The sequence below is a fragment of the Comamonas sp. 7D-2 genome, from assembly GCF_022749555.1.
GTDB classification, from domain to species: Bacteria; Pseudomonadota; Gammaproteobacteria; order Burkholderiales; family Burkholderiaceae_C; genus Comamonas; species Comamonas thiooxydans.
The window spans coordinates 1,452,639-1,467,754 of record NZ_CP094238.1; the positions used below are offsets into that span (position 1 = coordinate 1,452,639).

The 15,116-nt window shown below is 61.8% G+C and carries 12 protein-coding genes and 1 tRNA gene; 9 read left to right on the forward strand and 4 right to left on the reverse strand.

All coding sequences use genetic code 11. From position 1 onward, the window contains the following. The first annotated feature begins 66 nt into the window (after positions 1-66). Genes MPZ60_RS06580 through MPZ60_RS06590 form a run of 3 tightly spaced genes read left to right on the forward strand, consistent with a single transcriptional unit; the run spans position 67 to position 1,973 of the window. Positions 67-816, forward strand: coding sequence for an HAD family hydrolase (locus tag MPZ60_RS06580; protein ID WP_080746151.1), 750 nt, complete (start codon positions 67-69; stop codon positions 814-816). A gap of 45 nt (positions 817-861) precedes the next feature. After that, positions 862-1,710, forward strand: coding sequence for a DUF2189 domain-containing protein (locus MPZ60_RS06585; RefSeq protein WP_034358000.1), 849 nt, complete (start codon positions 862-864; stop codon positions 1,708-1,710). Positions 1,711-1,757: 47 nt separating this feature from the next. Further along, complete coding sequence (locus MPZ60_RS06590; protein ID WP_003068886.1) at positions 1,758-1,973, forward strand: DUF2788 domain-containing protein; 216 nt, start codon at positions 1,758-1,760, stop codon at positions 1,971-1,973. 111 nt (positions 1,974-2,084) lie between these two features. Here MPZ60_RS06590 and MPZ60_RS06595 read toward each other — a convergent pair whose 3' ends face one another. The 4 genes from MPZ60_RS06595 to hpnC all read right to left on the reverse strand — a co-directional run bounded on the left by MPZ60_RS06595 (position 2,085) and on the right by hpnC (position 6,464). Then, entirely contained in the window at positions 2,085-3,107 is a 1,023-nt protein-coding gene (locus tag MPZ60_RS06595) for a tripartite tricarboxylate transporter substrate binding protein (protein ID WP_034358004.1), read from the reverse strand. A gap of 155 nt (positions 3,108-3,262) precedes the next feature. Beyond that, positions 3,263-4,603 carry a hydroxysqualene dehydroxylase HpnE gene (hpnE, locus tag MPZ60_RS06600; RefSeq protein ID WP_034358007.1) on the reverse strand — a complete coding sequence of 447 codons (1,341 nt, stop codon included), beginning with the start codon at positions 4,601-4,603 and terminating at the stop codon, positions 3,263-3,265. Between the two features lie 7 nt (positions 4,604-4,610). Further along, positions 4,611-5,450 (reverse strand): presqualene diphosphate synthase HpnD, encoded by an 840-nt coding sequence (gene hpnD / locus MPZ60_RS06605; RefSeq protein WP_034358010.1) that lies wholly within the window; start codon positions 5,448-5,450, stop codon positions 4,611-4,613. A gap of 132 nt (positions 5,451-5,582) precedes the next feature. Beyond that, a complete protein-coding gene (gene hpnC / locus MPZ60_RS06610; RefSeq protein ID WP_034358013.1) occupies positions 5,583-6,464 on the reverse strand; it encodes a squalene synthase HpnC in 882 nt (293 codons plus the stop codon). Positions 6,465-6,655: 191 nt separating this feature from the next. Between hpnC and MPZ60_RS06615 the strand changes: the two genes are divergently transcribed. From MPZ60_RS06615 to clpX, 6 genes are all read left to right on the forward strand, one after another. After that, positions 6,656-7,894: an efflux RND transporter periplasmic adaptor subunit gene (locus MPZ60_RS06615; RefSeq protein ID WP_034358016.1), complete on the forward strand. Its 1,239-nt coding sequence runs from the start codon at positions 6,656-6,658 to the stop codon at positions 7,892-7,894. Then, complete coding sequence (locus MPZ60_RS06620) at positions 7,891-11,100, forward strand: efflux RND transporter permease subunit (protein ID WP_034358018.1); 3,210 nt, start codon at positions 7,891-7,893, stop codon at positions 11,098-11,100. The genes MPZ60_RS06615 and MPZ60_RS06620 overlap by 4 nt, the downstream gene beginning before the upstream one ends. A gap of 85 nt (positions 11,101-11,185) precedes the next feature. Further along, a tRNA-Leu gene (locus tag MPZ60_RS06625) sits at positions 11,186-11,272 on the forward strand. A gap of 334 nt (positions 11,273-11,606) precedes the next feature. Then, entirely contained in the window at positions 11,607-12,917 is a 1,311-nt protein-coding gene (tig, locus tag MPZ60_RS06630) for a trigger factor (protein WP_034360127.1), read from the forward strand. A gap of 133 nt (positions 12,918-13,050) precedes the next feature. Beyond that, positions 13,051-13,659, forward strand: coding sequence for an ATP-dependent Clp endopeptidase proteolytic subunit ClpP (gene clpP / locus MPZ60_RS06635; RefSeq protein ID WP_003068910.1), 609 nt, complete (start codon positions 13,051-13,053; stop codon positions 13,657-13,659). A 176-nt stretch (positions 13,660-13,835) separates the two neighbouring features. Then, on the forward strand, positions 13,836-15,098 hold the full coding sequence (gene clpX / locus MPZ60_RS06640) for an ATP-dependent Clp protease ATP-binding subunit ClpX (protein ID WP_012837449.1): 1,263 nt from the start codon (positions 13,836-13,838) through the stop codon (positions 15,096-15,098). The last annotated feature ends 18 nt before the right edge of the window (positions 15,099-15,116 follow it).

Here is a 15,116-nt window from a genome sequence, read left to right on the forward strand (position 1 = left end):
TTGTGTCAGCTAATCGGATAGGCGCAGCCGCTCTGCGGCATTAGCCGGGCCGCTATTCTTCGGGGTATGCAACCCCAAGACACCACAGCCCCTGCCATTGAAACTCTTCAGCGTCTGCGCCACAGTGGCCAGATTCGCGCCATCAGTCTGGATCTGGACGACACGCTCTGGCCCATCTGGCCCACGATTGCCAAGGCTGAGGCCGTTTTGCTGCAGTGGCTCGCGCAGCATGCTCCCGGTACGGCCGAGCACCTGGGCGATACAGACAAGGTGCGTGCCTTGCGCCATGAAATCGTGGGGCTGCGCCCGGATCTGAAAGCCGACCTCAGTGGCCTGCGCCGCGAGTCCATCCGGCTGGCGCTAAGCCGCGCCGGTGACGATCCCGCCCTGGCCGAACCGGCCTTTGACGAGTTCTTTGCCGCTCGCCAGCGGGTCGAGCTGTTTGACGATGCCTTGCCGGCGCTGCAGTTTCTCTCGCAGCGCTGGCCCGTGGTGGCCCTGTCCAATGGCAACGCGAATGTGCATGTGGTGGGTATCGGTGAGCACTTCCATGCCTCGCTGTCTGCCAGCGGAGCCGGCATGGCCAAGCCCGAGACGCGTTTTTTTCAGGCCGCAGCGGATGCGGCCGGCGTCGCCCCCGAGCATGTGCTGCACATCGGCGACGATGCGGAGCTGGATGCCCGGGGCGCCATGGATGCGGGTATGCACGCAGTCTGGCTCAACCGCGGGCAGGTAGCATGGCCTTGCGTGGGACCTGAACCCCACGTCACAGTCGCCAGCCTTTGGCAGTTGTGTCAGGGGCTGGCAGATCGTTGACCGGGACGAGCGGGAGCAGTGCGGGTCAGCGAACAAGGACCGCCTATGCCTACCTGTCTGTCTGCCTGTCTTCTCACGCCGCCTCCGCTGGCACCTGTGCGAACCATTGCCTGGAGCCGGCCTATGGTGTGGCTGTCCAGAGCCTTGCAGGACATTTCTAACGCTCCGTTAATCAGTCTGGCGCATGGTCTGGCCTTGATCCTGATCGGTGCAGCAATCCTGACCCTGGGGCACAATCGCTTCTGGTTGATGGCAGGGGCCTTGTCGGGCTTTCTGGTGGTGGGGCCTCTGGTGGCCACCAGCCTCTATGCCGTCAGCCGGGCCATAGAGCGCGGTGAGGTGGCAGACTGGGGTCTGATTCGCCGCACCTGGACGCAATGGCAGAGCTGCCATGCCACGGGCCGGGGAGGGTACTGGTGCATGGTCAGGTTCGGCGCCTTGCTGGCGCTGGCAGCCACGGGCTGGGTGCTTATTTCGGCATCGCTGATCACCGTGATGTCGCCCGTGCGCGTGCAAACCCTGCAGGATTTCATTGTGCATGTGGTGCTGGCCAGGGATGGTCAGCTATTTGTGCAATGGATGGCTTTGGGCAGCTTTCTGGCTGCTCCGATTTTTGCGTCCAGCGTGGTGGCCATGCCGCTGATGCTGGACAGGCGAGTGACCGTGCGCCAGGCCGTGTTGACCAGTTGGTCCGTGGTGCTGGCCAACCCTGGCCCTATGGCCTTGTGGGCGGCGCTGATTGTGATGTTGACTTTGCTGGGCCTTGGCAGCTATCTGCTGGGGCTGGTGGTTGTGATGCCCCTGCTGGGCCATGCCAGCTGGCACGCCTATCGAGACCTGGTGGATGCCTCTGCATTCCCCGCCAGAGATGAAGCGATAGTGCCTGCCGTCTGAGCGCTGCGCGACCAGGGCCTGGCAAAGGCTGTAAGGACCTGGTTGTCGTGATATTCGGATATACGGAAGAACAGCTTGCCCACTTTTTCCTGACCTGGGGGGTGGGTGCCTTCATCTTGTTCATGGTGTTCATCATCTTGCAGCTGGCGCGTCAGTCCAAGGCAGGCAAGTTCGGCACCTTTGTGATCTTTCTGGGCCTGGGCGTGGGCTTTGTAGGCTATCTCGCCAAGATCATCATCCAGTGGTGGATAGAGAGCCGCTGAGCTGATACATGGGGCGGCGCTGACCGGCTCACTACTTGAGCAAGGTCCGCCCCGCAGAGAGAACCTAGCCCCCTTCCGAAAAGAAGGGGGAAGAAGCGGTGTCTCAGTGGGTTAACCCGGTTTCACCTGTGCGCGCTTGAGCACTTTTTGCCAGCGGTTCTGCTCGGTGGCGATGAACTGGGCAAACTGCTCCGGCGTGCTGCCAATGGGCTCGGCCGCATCGCCTTGCAAGCGTTTGAGTGCATCGGGCGCCTTGACGGCCTTGGCGCACTCTGCAGCCAGCTTGTCCACATGGGAGCGAGGCAGACTGGAAGGGGCCAGCATGCCGTACCACTGGGTCATCTCGAAGCCGGCAAAGCCCTGCTCGGCCACCGTGGGCACATCGGGCAATTGCGGCAGGCGCCTGGTCGAGCCGGTGGCGATACAGCGCACCTTGCCGGCCTTGATGAAGGGCAGCAGCGCGGCGGCGCCAACCGAGGCAGCATCAAGGCGGCCGGAGAGCAGGTCGGTCATCATGGGGCCGGTGCCGCGGTAGGGCACGTGGAGCATGAAGATGTCGGCCGTCATTTTCAGGTATTCGAATGCCAGATGCCCCGCGCTGCCGTTGCCGGCCGAGCCGTAGCTGAGCTTGCCGGGGTTCTTCTTGGCATAGGCCACCAGATCTGCAATGTTCTTGACGGGCAGATCGGGGTGCACCACATAGAGGCTGGGCACCTTGGCCAGCAGGCTCACAGGCACAAAGTCCTTTTTTGAGTCCCAGGGCAGCTTGTCAAAAATATAAGGGTTGACGGCTAGGGTACCGATATGGCCGAGGATGACCGTGCTCTGGTCATCGGCGCGAGCCACCTCCTGCATGGCGATATTGCCCGCGGCGCCGGGCTTGTTGTCCACGAATACGTTCTGGCCTATGGTCTTGGACAGCTCTGCGGCGGTGGAGCGGGCCACGATTTCAGAGCTGCCGCCAGGCGCAAACGGCACGACAAAGCGAATCGGACGGTTGGGCCAGCTGTCATCGGCAGCGCGGGCCATGCCGGGCAGCAGGCCGCTGCAGGCCAGGGCTCCGGCGCCGGTCAGCAGATGGCGGCGCGAGATACTCAGAACTTCGCGAGTGGACTTGTCGAATGTGGATGCCATGTTGTCTCCGTTGCTTTTGGCTTTATGCGGCTGAGAGATTGCCTCTCAAGCCATGGTTGCAACTGTGGCTGTCAAATCGCTGTCAAACCTGGTGCAGCAGGACTATCCAGGCATCAGGATTGTGCTGATAGGGTTTGCGCTAGAGCTACTCAGTCCTAGTCCTTGCGGACCAGTTGCTCGGCTGCCTCGAGTGCGCAACGCACCGCACCTTCCAGCGTCGCTGGATAGGGCCCGTTCACATAGTCGCCGCAAGCCCAGAGGCCATGGCCCAGCTCCAAGCCAGGGCGCTTCACGCCGGGCCGGCAGGCAAATGTGGCGCGCTTTTCAACCACGGTCAGCACAGCTTGAATGTCCTGCCAGCCCAGCTGTTGCCGGGCTTGTTCCAGCACCTGCTGCTCCAGGGCTTGGCGGTCCGTGCGGCAGTCGCTGATGACAAACGCCATCAGACCTTGCTGGGCGCCATCGGAGGGCTGCAGATGCCCGCGGTCAAATACAAACTGGGCCGGAGCCTGCTCGCCGGGTTGCAGTGCCAGCCAGGGCAGCCCGGCGGCAAGGCGATGGCTGGTGCGCGCATAGACCGTGGCAATGGCCGTGTGCTCCAGCGCCTGCGCGGTCTGTGCCCAGTGCTGGTAAGTCACCGCGTCGCGCGCGGGCAGGCGCTGGTCTTCGGCCGCCAGCAGGGCCAGGCGGGCGGCTTCCTGAGGTGAGCAAGCCAGCAGCACGGCATCGAAGCGCGATTGCTCAAGCGCTGGTCTCAGTGCCGCATTGGATGTACGCAGCAGCCATTGCCGGCCATGGGGAATCAGCTCCTGAATGCGGCTGGCCGTATGCACGGCATGGCCGCGGTCTTGCAGCCATTGCGCGGCCGGATTCGGAAACAGATCACCGAGTTCGTAGCGCGGAAGCAGAAAATGCGAGCCGCCCGTACCCGCGAACAGCGCGTCATGTAGCACGCGCAGGAAGATGCTGCCACTTGCCTGTGAGGCTGGCAGGTTGAGGGCCGACACGCACAGCGGCTCGATGAATTCGTCGAGCAGGCGCTTTGGCAGACCGCTGCAGATATCGGCAACGGTTGCAGCCTCTGCGCAGCGAAAGCCCTGAACGCGCCAGCGCAGGGCGCGCCCCAGCAGGGCGGCACGTTCGCGCAGTGACCAGCCGTTGGCGCTGGCAATGCCGATCAAGGCGTCCAGCGGCGCCGGCAGGTCGGGGAAGGACAGGCCGTTGCCATCGGCGTAACGCATGGTAAGTGGTTTGCGCAGCAGGGCTTGCTCCGGCGTCGCGCCCACGATGCGCATGAGCCGCAGGCATTCGGCATAGGCGCCAATCAGAATGTGCTGGCCGTTGTCGGCGATGGTGCCGCCCGGCAGTTCCAGATTGCGGGCCCGGCCACCCAGTTGACGACCGGCCTCGAAAACCGTGGGCTGATGGCCGTCTAGCGAAAGCTGTACAGAGGCAGCCATGCCGGCCCAGCCGCCACCGATGATGGCAACTTCCATGGCGCGCTTACATGCGACCCAGCGCCTGCATCTTCCAGACCAGCCAGAACTTGCGCAGTGGCGTGAGACTGATGCGCTGGTGCAGTACCTGGAAGTTCTCGGACTCGATTTCGCGCAGCAGGGTGCGATAGATGCTTGCCATCATCAGGCCGGGCTTTTGTGCGTGGCGGTCGGCATCGGGCAGCAGGCCAAGCGCCTTGTCATACAGGCTATGGGCACGCTCGGCCTGAAAGCGCATCAGGGCCGTGAAGCGTTCCGAGTACTCGCGCTTGTTGATCTCGTGGGCCTTGACGTCGAACTGCTGAAGCTCGCTGATAGGCAGGTAGATGCGCCCGCGCATGGCGTCTTCGCCCACGTCGCGGATGATGTTGGTCAGCTGCAGGGCCTGGCCCAGGGTGTGGGCGTATTCGGTGGTGCGCTCCTCGGTCTGCCCGAAGATGCGGGCGGCAACCTCGCCTACCACGCCGGCGACCAGATGGCAGTAGCGCTGCAGACCGGCAAAGTCCAGGTAGCGGGTCTGATCCAGATCCATCTGGCAGCCTTCAATGACGGCCTGCAGATGGCGCTCTTCGATGCCATAGGTCTTGGCGTGGGGCATCAGTGCCTGCATCACGGGATGAGCGGACTGGCTGGTGAATGCCCTGTGTACCTCGGTCTTCCACCATGCCAGCTTGGTGGCTGCCACGCCAGGGTCCGTGACCTCGTCAACCACGTCATCCACTTCGCGGCAGAAGGCATAGAAAGCCGTGATGGCGGCGCGGCGCTCCTTGGGCAAGAAGAGAAAGGCGTAATAGAAGCTGCTGCCCGAAGAGGCGGCTTTGTCTTGGACGTACTGATCCGGATTCATAGGGGGAGCATTGTCCCATGACGCGGGCGGTTGGCCGACACAACAGTGAAATGCGCGGCATGCGCCTAGTCAGACTTCAAATTCAATAGCGCCTTGCGTAGGCCCATCAGGGGATAGGGGCTATCTGTTCGCTCACATGCGCACGGCTTGCCAGAGCATGGCGACCATGTCGAGCTTGCCCAGTTTGATGCGTTGATAGAGGTTGCGGCCTTGCATGGCGTCCAGTCTGTCCAGAATGCGCAGACCGCCTTGCACGACCAGGCGCAGCTCCCAGCCCGTGCGGCCGGGCAACTGATGCACCAGGGGCGCTCCATGGTGCATGAGGCTGCGGGCCTGGCGGTTGAGTTCGCCGAGCAGAGACTGCAGCTCGGGTGTCAATGCCGCTGCCTCCGGCTTGATGGCACTTCGCACAATGCCATGGCGGGCCAGGTCGGCATCCGGCAGGTAATGGCGCTGGCGCGGCAAGTCCTGGCTCAGGTCCTGCCAGAAGTTGATGAGTTGCAGGGCGGTGCAGATGGCGTCGCTCTGAATCAGTGCCTTGGCGTTGACCACGCCATACAGATGCAGCAGCAGGCGGCCGACCGGGTTGGCCGAGCGGCGGCAGTAATCCAGCAAATGGGCCATGTCGGTGTAGCGGGTCTGGGCGGCCGTCATGCGCACATCCTGCTCGAAGGCACTGAGCAAGTCGGCCAGCAATGGCTTGGGCAGACCATGGGCCTGGACCTGGACTGCCAGCGGGCCAAAGACATGCGGCCAGGCGGTGCGCATCAGCATGGCGGCTTCGCCGGAGCAGCCCAGCTGCTGCAAATCTGCGCCATATTGCTGCAGCTGTGCGATGCGCTGCTCGGTGCCATGCTGGCCCTCGTCGGCCAGATCGTCGGCGGTGCGCGCAAAGTGGTAGATGGCGGCGATGGGCGCACGCAGTCGTGGCGGGCACAGCCAGGAGGCGACAGGGAAATTTTCGTAGTGGGTGATGCTGGCCGGCGCGTTGGCGGCGGGGCTCGCTGGGGGCATATGGTTCACGCCCGTATTGTGGACCGGGTGGACTTGCCGGCTGGCGGCAGCCCATAAAAAGACGGCGCAAAAGCGCACGTGCGTGCACAATCAGCGCTGACTTGGGTGCTGCGGCCTGCCCGGCAGCTGCGCTTTTCCTATTTTTACAAGCCCAGAACACCATGGCTGTTTCGTCTTCTCGTCGTTTTGCAATGTTGTCTTTGCCGCGCCGGCCTGCCGCTCCCTTGGCTGCGCTGTCCATAGTGGCGGCTGCCGTCATGCTGTCGGCCTGCTCCAAGAAAGAGGCCGCGCCCGAGCCGGTGCGCGCAGTCAAGCTGGTGACCGTGGGTGAGGGGCAGATCGAGTCTGCTCAGCAATATTCGGGCGATGTGCGGGCCCGTGTCGAATCTCGCCTCGGCTTTCGCGTGGCGGGCAAGATCACAAGGCGCGAAGTGGAACTGGGTCAGCATGTGAAGGCTGGACAGGTATTGGCGCGACTGGATGCGCGCGATTACCAGCTCAGCGCCGATGCCGCGCGTGCCCAACTGGCCTCGGCCACCACGCAGCGCGATCTGGCCGAGGCCAATGCCAAGCGTTTTCGCACGCTGCGCGCCCAGAACTTCATCAGCGCTGCGGAGATGGAGCGCTATGAGGCCAATCTGAAGGCGGCCCAGGCCTCGCTCGATCAGGCCCGTGCCCAGCTCTCGAGCCAGTCCAATCAGGAGAACTACACCCAGTTGCTGGCTGATGCCGATGGCGTGGTCACCGCCGTGGAGGCTGAACCCGGTCAGGTGGTTGCGGCCGGCACGCCCGTGGTGAGGATTGCCCAGGACGGCGCACGCGATGCGGTGTTCAGCGTGCCCGAAGACCGGCGCAGCGCCATCAAGCCGGGCCAGGGCGTGAAGGTGCGTCCCTGGTCGGACGAGTTGCGCGTGATCAACGCACAGGTGCGTGAGGTGGCGGCCAGTGCCGACCCGGCCACACGCACCTATGTGGTCAAGGCTGCGCTGCTGGGCGCGGACCTGCCTTCATTGGGCGCGACCGTGCATGTCATGCCCGAGGGCATGGGCGTCAGCGGCGAAGCCATAGGCAGCCAGGTCATCAAGCTGCCAACCACGGCCTTGCGCCAGGAGGGGGGTAACGGTCAGGGTACGGCCGTCTGGCTGTATGACGCGGCCAGCAGTTCGGTGAAGCTGCAGCCGGTGCAGATTGCCAGCGCCGACGGCAACGAGGCGGTGATTGCCTCGGGTCTGCAAGCCGGCATGCAGGTGGTGGCCACAGGCGTCCACGTGCTGACCCCCGGGCAGAAGGTGACGGTATATCGCGACAAGTATGCGAAGCCGCAGCAGGGTTCTGGATCAAATCAGCCGAAAACGCAGGCGGGCAAAGCGCAGGATGCTCATGAATCAGGTGTGGGTCAGCCTGCGGTGGCTGCGGAGGCTGGCAAATGAGCGGCGCTGGACACAAAAAGACCAGTGGCGCGCATTTCAATCTTTCCCGCTGGGCGCTCGATCATGTGGCGCTGACACGCTATTTCATCGTTGTGCTGATGCTGCTGGGCTTTACGGCCTTCTTTCAGCTGGGCCAGGACGAGGATCCTCCGTTCACCTTCCGCGCCATGGTCATTCGCACCTACTGGCCCGGCGCGACTGCCGAGCAGGTGGCTCAGCAGGTGACGGACAAGATCGAGCGCACGCTGCAGGAAGTGCCTTATGCCGACAAGATCAGCAGTTACTCAAAGCCTGGCGAGTCGCAGGTCATCTTCCAGGTCAAGGACTATTCGCCCCCCAAGGAGGTACCGCAGCTCTGGTATACGGTGCGCAAAAAAGTGGGGGATATGCGCTACACCCTGCCGCAGGGCGTTCAGGGACCGTTCTTCAACGACGATTTCGGCGATGTCTATGGCGTGATCTATGCGCTGCAGGCCAAGGGCTTCAGCTATGCCGAGCTCAAGACCCTGGCCGACGATGTGCGTCAGCAACTGCTGCAGGTGCCCGATGTGGCCAAGGTCGAGCAGTTCGGCGTGCAGGACGAAAAGGTCTATGTGGAGCTGTCGCACCGCGCCACGCAGATGGGGCTGAACCTCAAGCAGGTGCTCGATCAGCTCAACCAGCAAAATGCCGTGGCATCGGCCGGTACCTTGCAGACGCCAGCCGAAACCATTGTGTTGCGTGTGCAAGGCCAGTTCAACGATCTGGAGCAACTGCGTGCCATGCCCATCATCGGCCAGGGCGGAGCGCAGTTCAGGCTGGGCGATATCGCCGAGGTGCATCGCGGCTATGCTGACCCTGCCAATGTCATGGTGCGCTTTCAGGGCGAGCCTACGGTGGCCCTGGGGGTGTCCATGGTCAAGGGCGGCGACATCATTGCGCTGGGCAAGGCGCTGACGCAGGCAACGGAGCGCATCGCCAAAAGCCTGCCTGTGGGCGTGACGCTGAGCAATATGCAGAACCAGCCCAAGGCGGTGGCGGATTCGGTCAGCGAGTTTCTCCAGGTGCTGATCGAGGCAGTGGTCGTGGTACTTGCCGTGAGCTTTCTGAGCCTGGGCCTGCACAAGCGCCCGGGGCAGCATCCGCTGTGGAAGCGCTGGTATATCGACCCGCGTCCCGGACTGGTGGTGGGCATCACCATTCCGCTGGTGCTCGCCGCAACCTTCCTGGCCATGTGGTACTGGAATATCGGTCTGCACAAGGTGTCGCTGGGCTCGCTCATCATTGCGCTGGGCTTGCTGGTGGACGACGCCATCATTGCCGTGGAGATGATGGTGCGCAAGATGGAGGAGGGCTACGACAAGTACCGTGCCGCCACCTTTGCCTATGAAATCACCTCCAAGCCCATGCTGACCGGCACGCTGATCACGGCAGCGGGCTTTCTGCCCATCGGAATGGCCAAGTCCATGACGGGTGAATACACCTTCGCCATCTTCGCGGTGACGGTGATTGCGCTGGTGCTCAGCTGGTTTGCATCGGTGTACTTCGTGCCCTATCTGGGCCTGCTGCTGCTCAAGAAGCCGCCGCATGCCGCCAAGCTGCCGCCCGAAGTGGCATCCGGTGAGGTGTCGGCCGAAGAAGCAGGCATCAACACCAATGCAGGTGAGCATGAGCTGTTCGATACGCCGTTCTACAACCGTTTTCGCCGCACGGTGAACTGGTGTGTGCAGCACCGCTGGCTGACGATTGGCGCGACGGTGCTGGTGTTCGTGCTGGGTCTGGCGGGCATGGGCAAGGTGCAGCAGCAGTTCTTCCCTGATTCCAGCCGCCCCGAAGTGCTGGTCGATATATGGTTCCCCGAGGGCACGTCCTTGCAGGCCAACAAGGAGGTGACGCTGCGTGTGGAAAAGCGCTTCTTGCAGCTCGACGGTGTGGAGTCCGTCAGCGAATGGATAGGCTCCGGAGCACCGCGCTTCTATCTGCCGCTGGACCAGGTGTTTCCGCAGAACAACGTCTCCCAGTTCATTCTGGTGGCCAAAGACCTGAAGGCGCGCGAGGAAATCCGCAAACGGTTGCCGGCGCTGATGGCCGAGGAATTCCCTGAGGTGCGGGCGCGCTCCAAGCTGCTGCCCAACGGGCCGCCCGTGCAATATCCTGTGCAGTTCCGTGTCATGGGCTCGGACCCCGCCAAGCTGCGCACCTACGCCGATGAAGTCAAGGCGCTCATGCAGGCCAATGCCGATATGCGTGGCGTGAACGATAACTGGAATGAGTCCGTCAAGGTCATTCGCCTGCAGGTCGATCAGGACAAGGCGCGTGCCCTGGGTGTGACCAGCCAGTCGATCGCCGAAGCCACGGGCATGAACTTCAGCGGCATCACAGTGGGGCAGTTTCGTGAAGGCGACAAGCTGATCGATATCGTGATGCGCCCGCCCAAGCAGGACCGCGATGCAATTACCGATATCGCGGGTGTCTATGTCACAACGGCAAACGGGCAGTCCGTTCCGCTCACGCAGATAGCCAAGCCCGTCATGGTCTGGGAGCCGGGTGTGATGTGGCGCGAAAAGCGCAATTTCGCGATTACCGTTCAAGGCGATGTGCGCGAAGGCCTGCAAGGTGCAACGCTGACCAACGAGCTGTTGCCGCAGTTGCGCAAGATGGAGGCTGGCTGGCATGCTGCGGGCGACACAGGCTATCGCATCGAAGTGGCCGGTGCCGTGGAGGAAAGTTCCAAGGGGTCGGGTGCCATCGTGGCAGGAGTCCCGGTGCTGCTTTTCCTGACCTTCACCCTGCTGATGTTGCAGTTGCGCAGTGTCAGCCGTTCGCTGCTGGTGTTTATCACCGGCCCGCTGGGCATCCCTGGTGTGGCTGCGGCCTTGCTGCTGCTGAATCGCCCCTTTGGCTTTGTGGCTCTGCTGGGCGTTGTGGCCTTGATGGGCATGATTCAGCGCAATTCGGTCATCCTGATCGATCAGATCGAGAGCGGACGTGCCCAGGGCGTGCCGGCATGGGATGCGATTGTGGAAGCTGCCGTGCATCGCCTGCGCCCCATCGTGCTGACTGCAGCGGCTGCCGTACTGGCGATGATTCCGCTGTCGCGGAGCGTGTTCTGGGGCCCCATGGCTGTGGCCATCATGGGCGGTCTGATTGTGGCGACCGTGCTGACCCTGCTGGCCTTGCCCGCCATGTATGCGGCGGCTTTCCGCATCAGAAAGGACACGGCCTGAGCCTGTTCTGAAAGAAAGACCGCCAATTTTGCGGCTAGAATCTGCGTCTTGACCTCAGTAAGCGTAAATTTGCGCATTGCTGACCGCGCGGGTGGCGAAATTGGTAGACGCACCAGGTTTAGGTCCTGACGGTGGCAACACCGTGCCGGTTCGAGTCCGGCTCCGCGCACCAGACATTGGCAGTCCCTGCTGCCTCAAGCCCGTAACCCCAAGCCGTTACGGGCTTTTTCTTTTCCTGCCCTGCTTTGCAGGCGCGGCGTCAGCTTTTAAGGCAAACCCCTGTAGGGCGATGGCGGAGCCTGCGCGGCGCCTCGTTATAATGGTCGGCTTCGCCTGTTCCTGATTTGAGCAAATGCCTGGCGCCAGACGCTGGGGCAAATGACCGGGGCAGGCTCTGGAAATTTGTGGTGCCGCATGTCGTTGGGTATGCGCGCACTGTGACTTTGCGCAATACGGTGCGGGTTGCTTGGCAATCTGCACGGTCCTCATCCCTCTTAGGAAAAATCATGGCCGTTAACGTTGAAACTCTTGAAAAGCTCGAGCGCAAGATCACGCTGAGCGTGCCCCTGTCTGCGATCCAGTCTGAAGTTGATGCTCGCCTGAAGAAGGTGGCGCGCACCGTGAAGATGGACGGCTTCCGTCCTGGCAAGGTGCCCATGAGCGTTGTGGCTCAGCGTTATGGCTACTCCGTGCAATATGAAGTGCTGAACGACAAGGTGGGCGAGGCTTTTGCCGCTGCCGTGAACGAAGCCGATCTGCGCGTTGCCGGTCAGCCCAAGATCACCGAAAAGGAAGGCGCTGCCGAAGGCGAAGCGCAATTCGAAGCTGTGTTCGAAGTCATGCCCGAAGTCAAGATCGGCGATCTGACTGCAGCCGAAGTGGAGAAGCTGTCCACCAGCGTGGACGACGCAGCCATCGACAAGACCGTGGACATTCTGCGCAAGCAGCGTCGCACCTTCACCGAGCGCGCTGCCGGTGAAGCCGCTGTGGACGGCGACCGCGTGACTGTGGACTTCGAAGGCAAGATCGACGGCGAGACTTTCTCCGGCGGCAAGGCTGAAGACTTCCAGTTCCTGGTCGGCGAAGGCCAGATGCTCAAGGAATTCGAAGACGCAACCCGCGGCATGAAGGCTGGCGAGTCCAAGACTTTCCCCCTGGCTTTCCCTGCTGACTACCACGGTGCCGATGTGGCCGGCAAGACTGCCGACTTCCTGGTGACCGTCAAGAAGGTGGAAGCTCCCAACCTGCCCGAAGTGAACGAAGAGTTCGTCAAGACTCTGGGCGTGGAAGGCGGCTCTGTTGAAGCCCTGCGCGACGACATCAAGAAGAACCTGGAGCGCGAAGTGAAGTTCCGCGTTCAAGGCCGCAACAAGCAAGCCGTGATGGACGCTCTGGTGTCCGTGGCCGAGCTGGATCTGCCCAAGGCTTCCGTGCAGGCTGAAGTGGGCCGTCTGCTGGAAGGCGCGCGCGCCGAACTGGAACAGCGCGGCATCAAGGACGCAGCCAAGGCTGAAATCCCTGAAGACATCTTCCTGCCCCAAGCCGAGCGTCGCGTGCGTCTGGGCCTGGTGGTGGCCGAGCTGGTCAAGACCAACAACCTGCAAGCCACTGCCGAGCAGATCAAGGCTCATGTCGAAGAGCTGGCTTCCAGCTACGAGAAGCCCGAAGACGTGGTGCGCTGGTACTTCGGCGACCGCAACCGTCTGGCCGAAGTGGAGGCCGTTGTGATCGAAAACAACGTCACCGATTTCGTTCTGGCCAAGGCCAAGGTCACCGACAAGGCCGTTTCCTTCGACGAGCTGATGGGTCAGGCCTAAGGGCTGAACCTTTTATCGGTGCTTGCCCTAGGCAAGTTCCGATAACTTGAATTGCGGGGCTTGTGCTTTTGCGCGCAAGCCCCATTTTCTTTTCAGAATGCGGCTACAGTAGGCGCATAGCACTGGAGAAAACATGAGCGCATTGGATACATTGGGTTTGGGCATGGTGCCCATGGTCATTGAACAGTCGGGTCGCGGTGAGCGCTCCTATGACATTTATTCGCGTCTGCTCAAGGAGCGCGTGATTTTCCTGGTGGGCGAGGTTAACGATCAGACCGCCAACCTGGTGGTAGCCCAGTTGTTGTTCCTGGAAAGCGAAAATCCTGACAAGGACATTTCCTTCTATATCAACTCCCCCGGCGGCAGCGTGACGGCAGGCATGGCGATTTTTGACACCATGAACTTCATCAAGCCTGATGTCTCGACGCTGTGCACCGGCATGGCGGCGAGCATGGGCGCTTTCCTGCTGTCGGCCGGAGCCAAGGGCAAGCGCTATGCACTGCCCAATGCTCAGGTCATGATTCACCAGCCTCTGGGCGGTGCACGTGGTCAGGCGACCGAAATCGAAATTCATGCCCGCGAAATCATCAAGACCCGCGAGCGCCTGAACAAAATACTCGCCGAGCGTACCGGTCAGCCCCTGGAAAAGATTCAGAACGACACCGAGCGCGACTATTTCCTTTCCGCCGATGAGGCTAAGGAATACGGCCTGGTTGACCAGGTAATCAGCAAGCGTTCCTGAAATGCATAGCACCGAGTCCTATGTCTGATTGGGATTGCGGGTGCTGGCAATGAAAAACCTGGGAGTTGCTGACTGGCTCCCGGGACTTGCTCGGCGGCGTTTGTCCCTGATGGCCTACGCCGCCTTGTCTTTGGTTATCATTAATTTTCGTTTTTTCGTAACGAGGCACAGCCCCCATGGCCGATAAAAAAGGCTCTTCCACCGAAAAGAATTTGTATTGCACCTTCTGCGGCAAAAGCCAGCACGAGGTCAAGAAGCTGATCGCCGGCCCGTCCGTGTTCATCTGCGACGAGTGCATCGACTTGTGCAATGAGATCATTCGCGACGAACAGCCTGCCGCCGATGCCAAGGAAGGTCGCGGCGATCTGCCTACGCCCGCCGAAATCAAGGCCAATCTCGACAACTATGTGATCGGTCAGGAGCAGGCCAAGCGCACGCTGGCCGTGGCGGTCTACAACCACTACAAGCGCCTGAATCACAAGGACAAGGCAGGCAAGGACGATGTGGAGCTCAGCAAGAGCAATATCTTGCTGATCGGTCCCACGGGTTCGGGCAAGACCTTGCTGGCCCAAACGCTGGCGCGTCAGCTCAATGTGCCATTCGTGATGGCCGATGCCACCACGCTGACCGAGGCTGGCTATGTGGGCGAGGACGTCGAGAACATCATTCAGAAGCTGCTGCAAAGCTGTGAGTACGACGTCGAGCGTGCTCAGCGTGGCATTGTCTACATTGATGAAATCGACAAGATCTCCCGGAAGTCGGACAACCCCAGCATCACGCGCGACGTATCGGGCGAGGGCGTGCAGCAGGCGCTGCTCAAGCTGATCGAAGGCACGATGGCCAGCATTCCTCCCCAGGGTGGACGCAAGCATCCGAACCAGGACTTTCTGCAGATCGACACCACCAATATCCTGTTCATCTGCAGCGGCGCGTTCGCGGGACTGGAGAAAGTCATCGAGAACCGCACCGAGGCTTCGGGCATAGGCTTTGGCGCTACCGTCAAGAGCAAGAAGCAGCGCTCCATCTCGGAGATGTTCCTCGAGATCGAGCCTGAGGATCTGATCAAGTTCGGCATCATTCCCGAGCTGGTTGGGCGTATGCCCGTGGTGACGGCGCTGGCCGAACTCAGCGAAGACGCACTGGTACAGATCCTGACCGAGCCCAAGAATGCGCTGGTCAAGCAGTACAGCAAGCTGCTGGCCATGGAGGGTGTGGAGTTGGAGATACGCCCCGCGGCCCTGAAGGCGATCGCCCGCAAGGCCCTGGCTCGCAAGACCGGTGCCCGTGGCCTGCGCTCCATCGTCGAGCAGGCACTGATCAGCACCATGTTCGAGTTGCCAACCGCCGAGAATGTGGAAAAGGTAGTGGTGGAAGAAGCCACCATTGAAGACGGCAAGGAGCCGCTGCTGGTTTACCGCGAAGCGGCCAAAAAGGCCTGATACTGTGCTTGCGTGCAA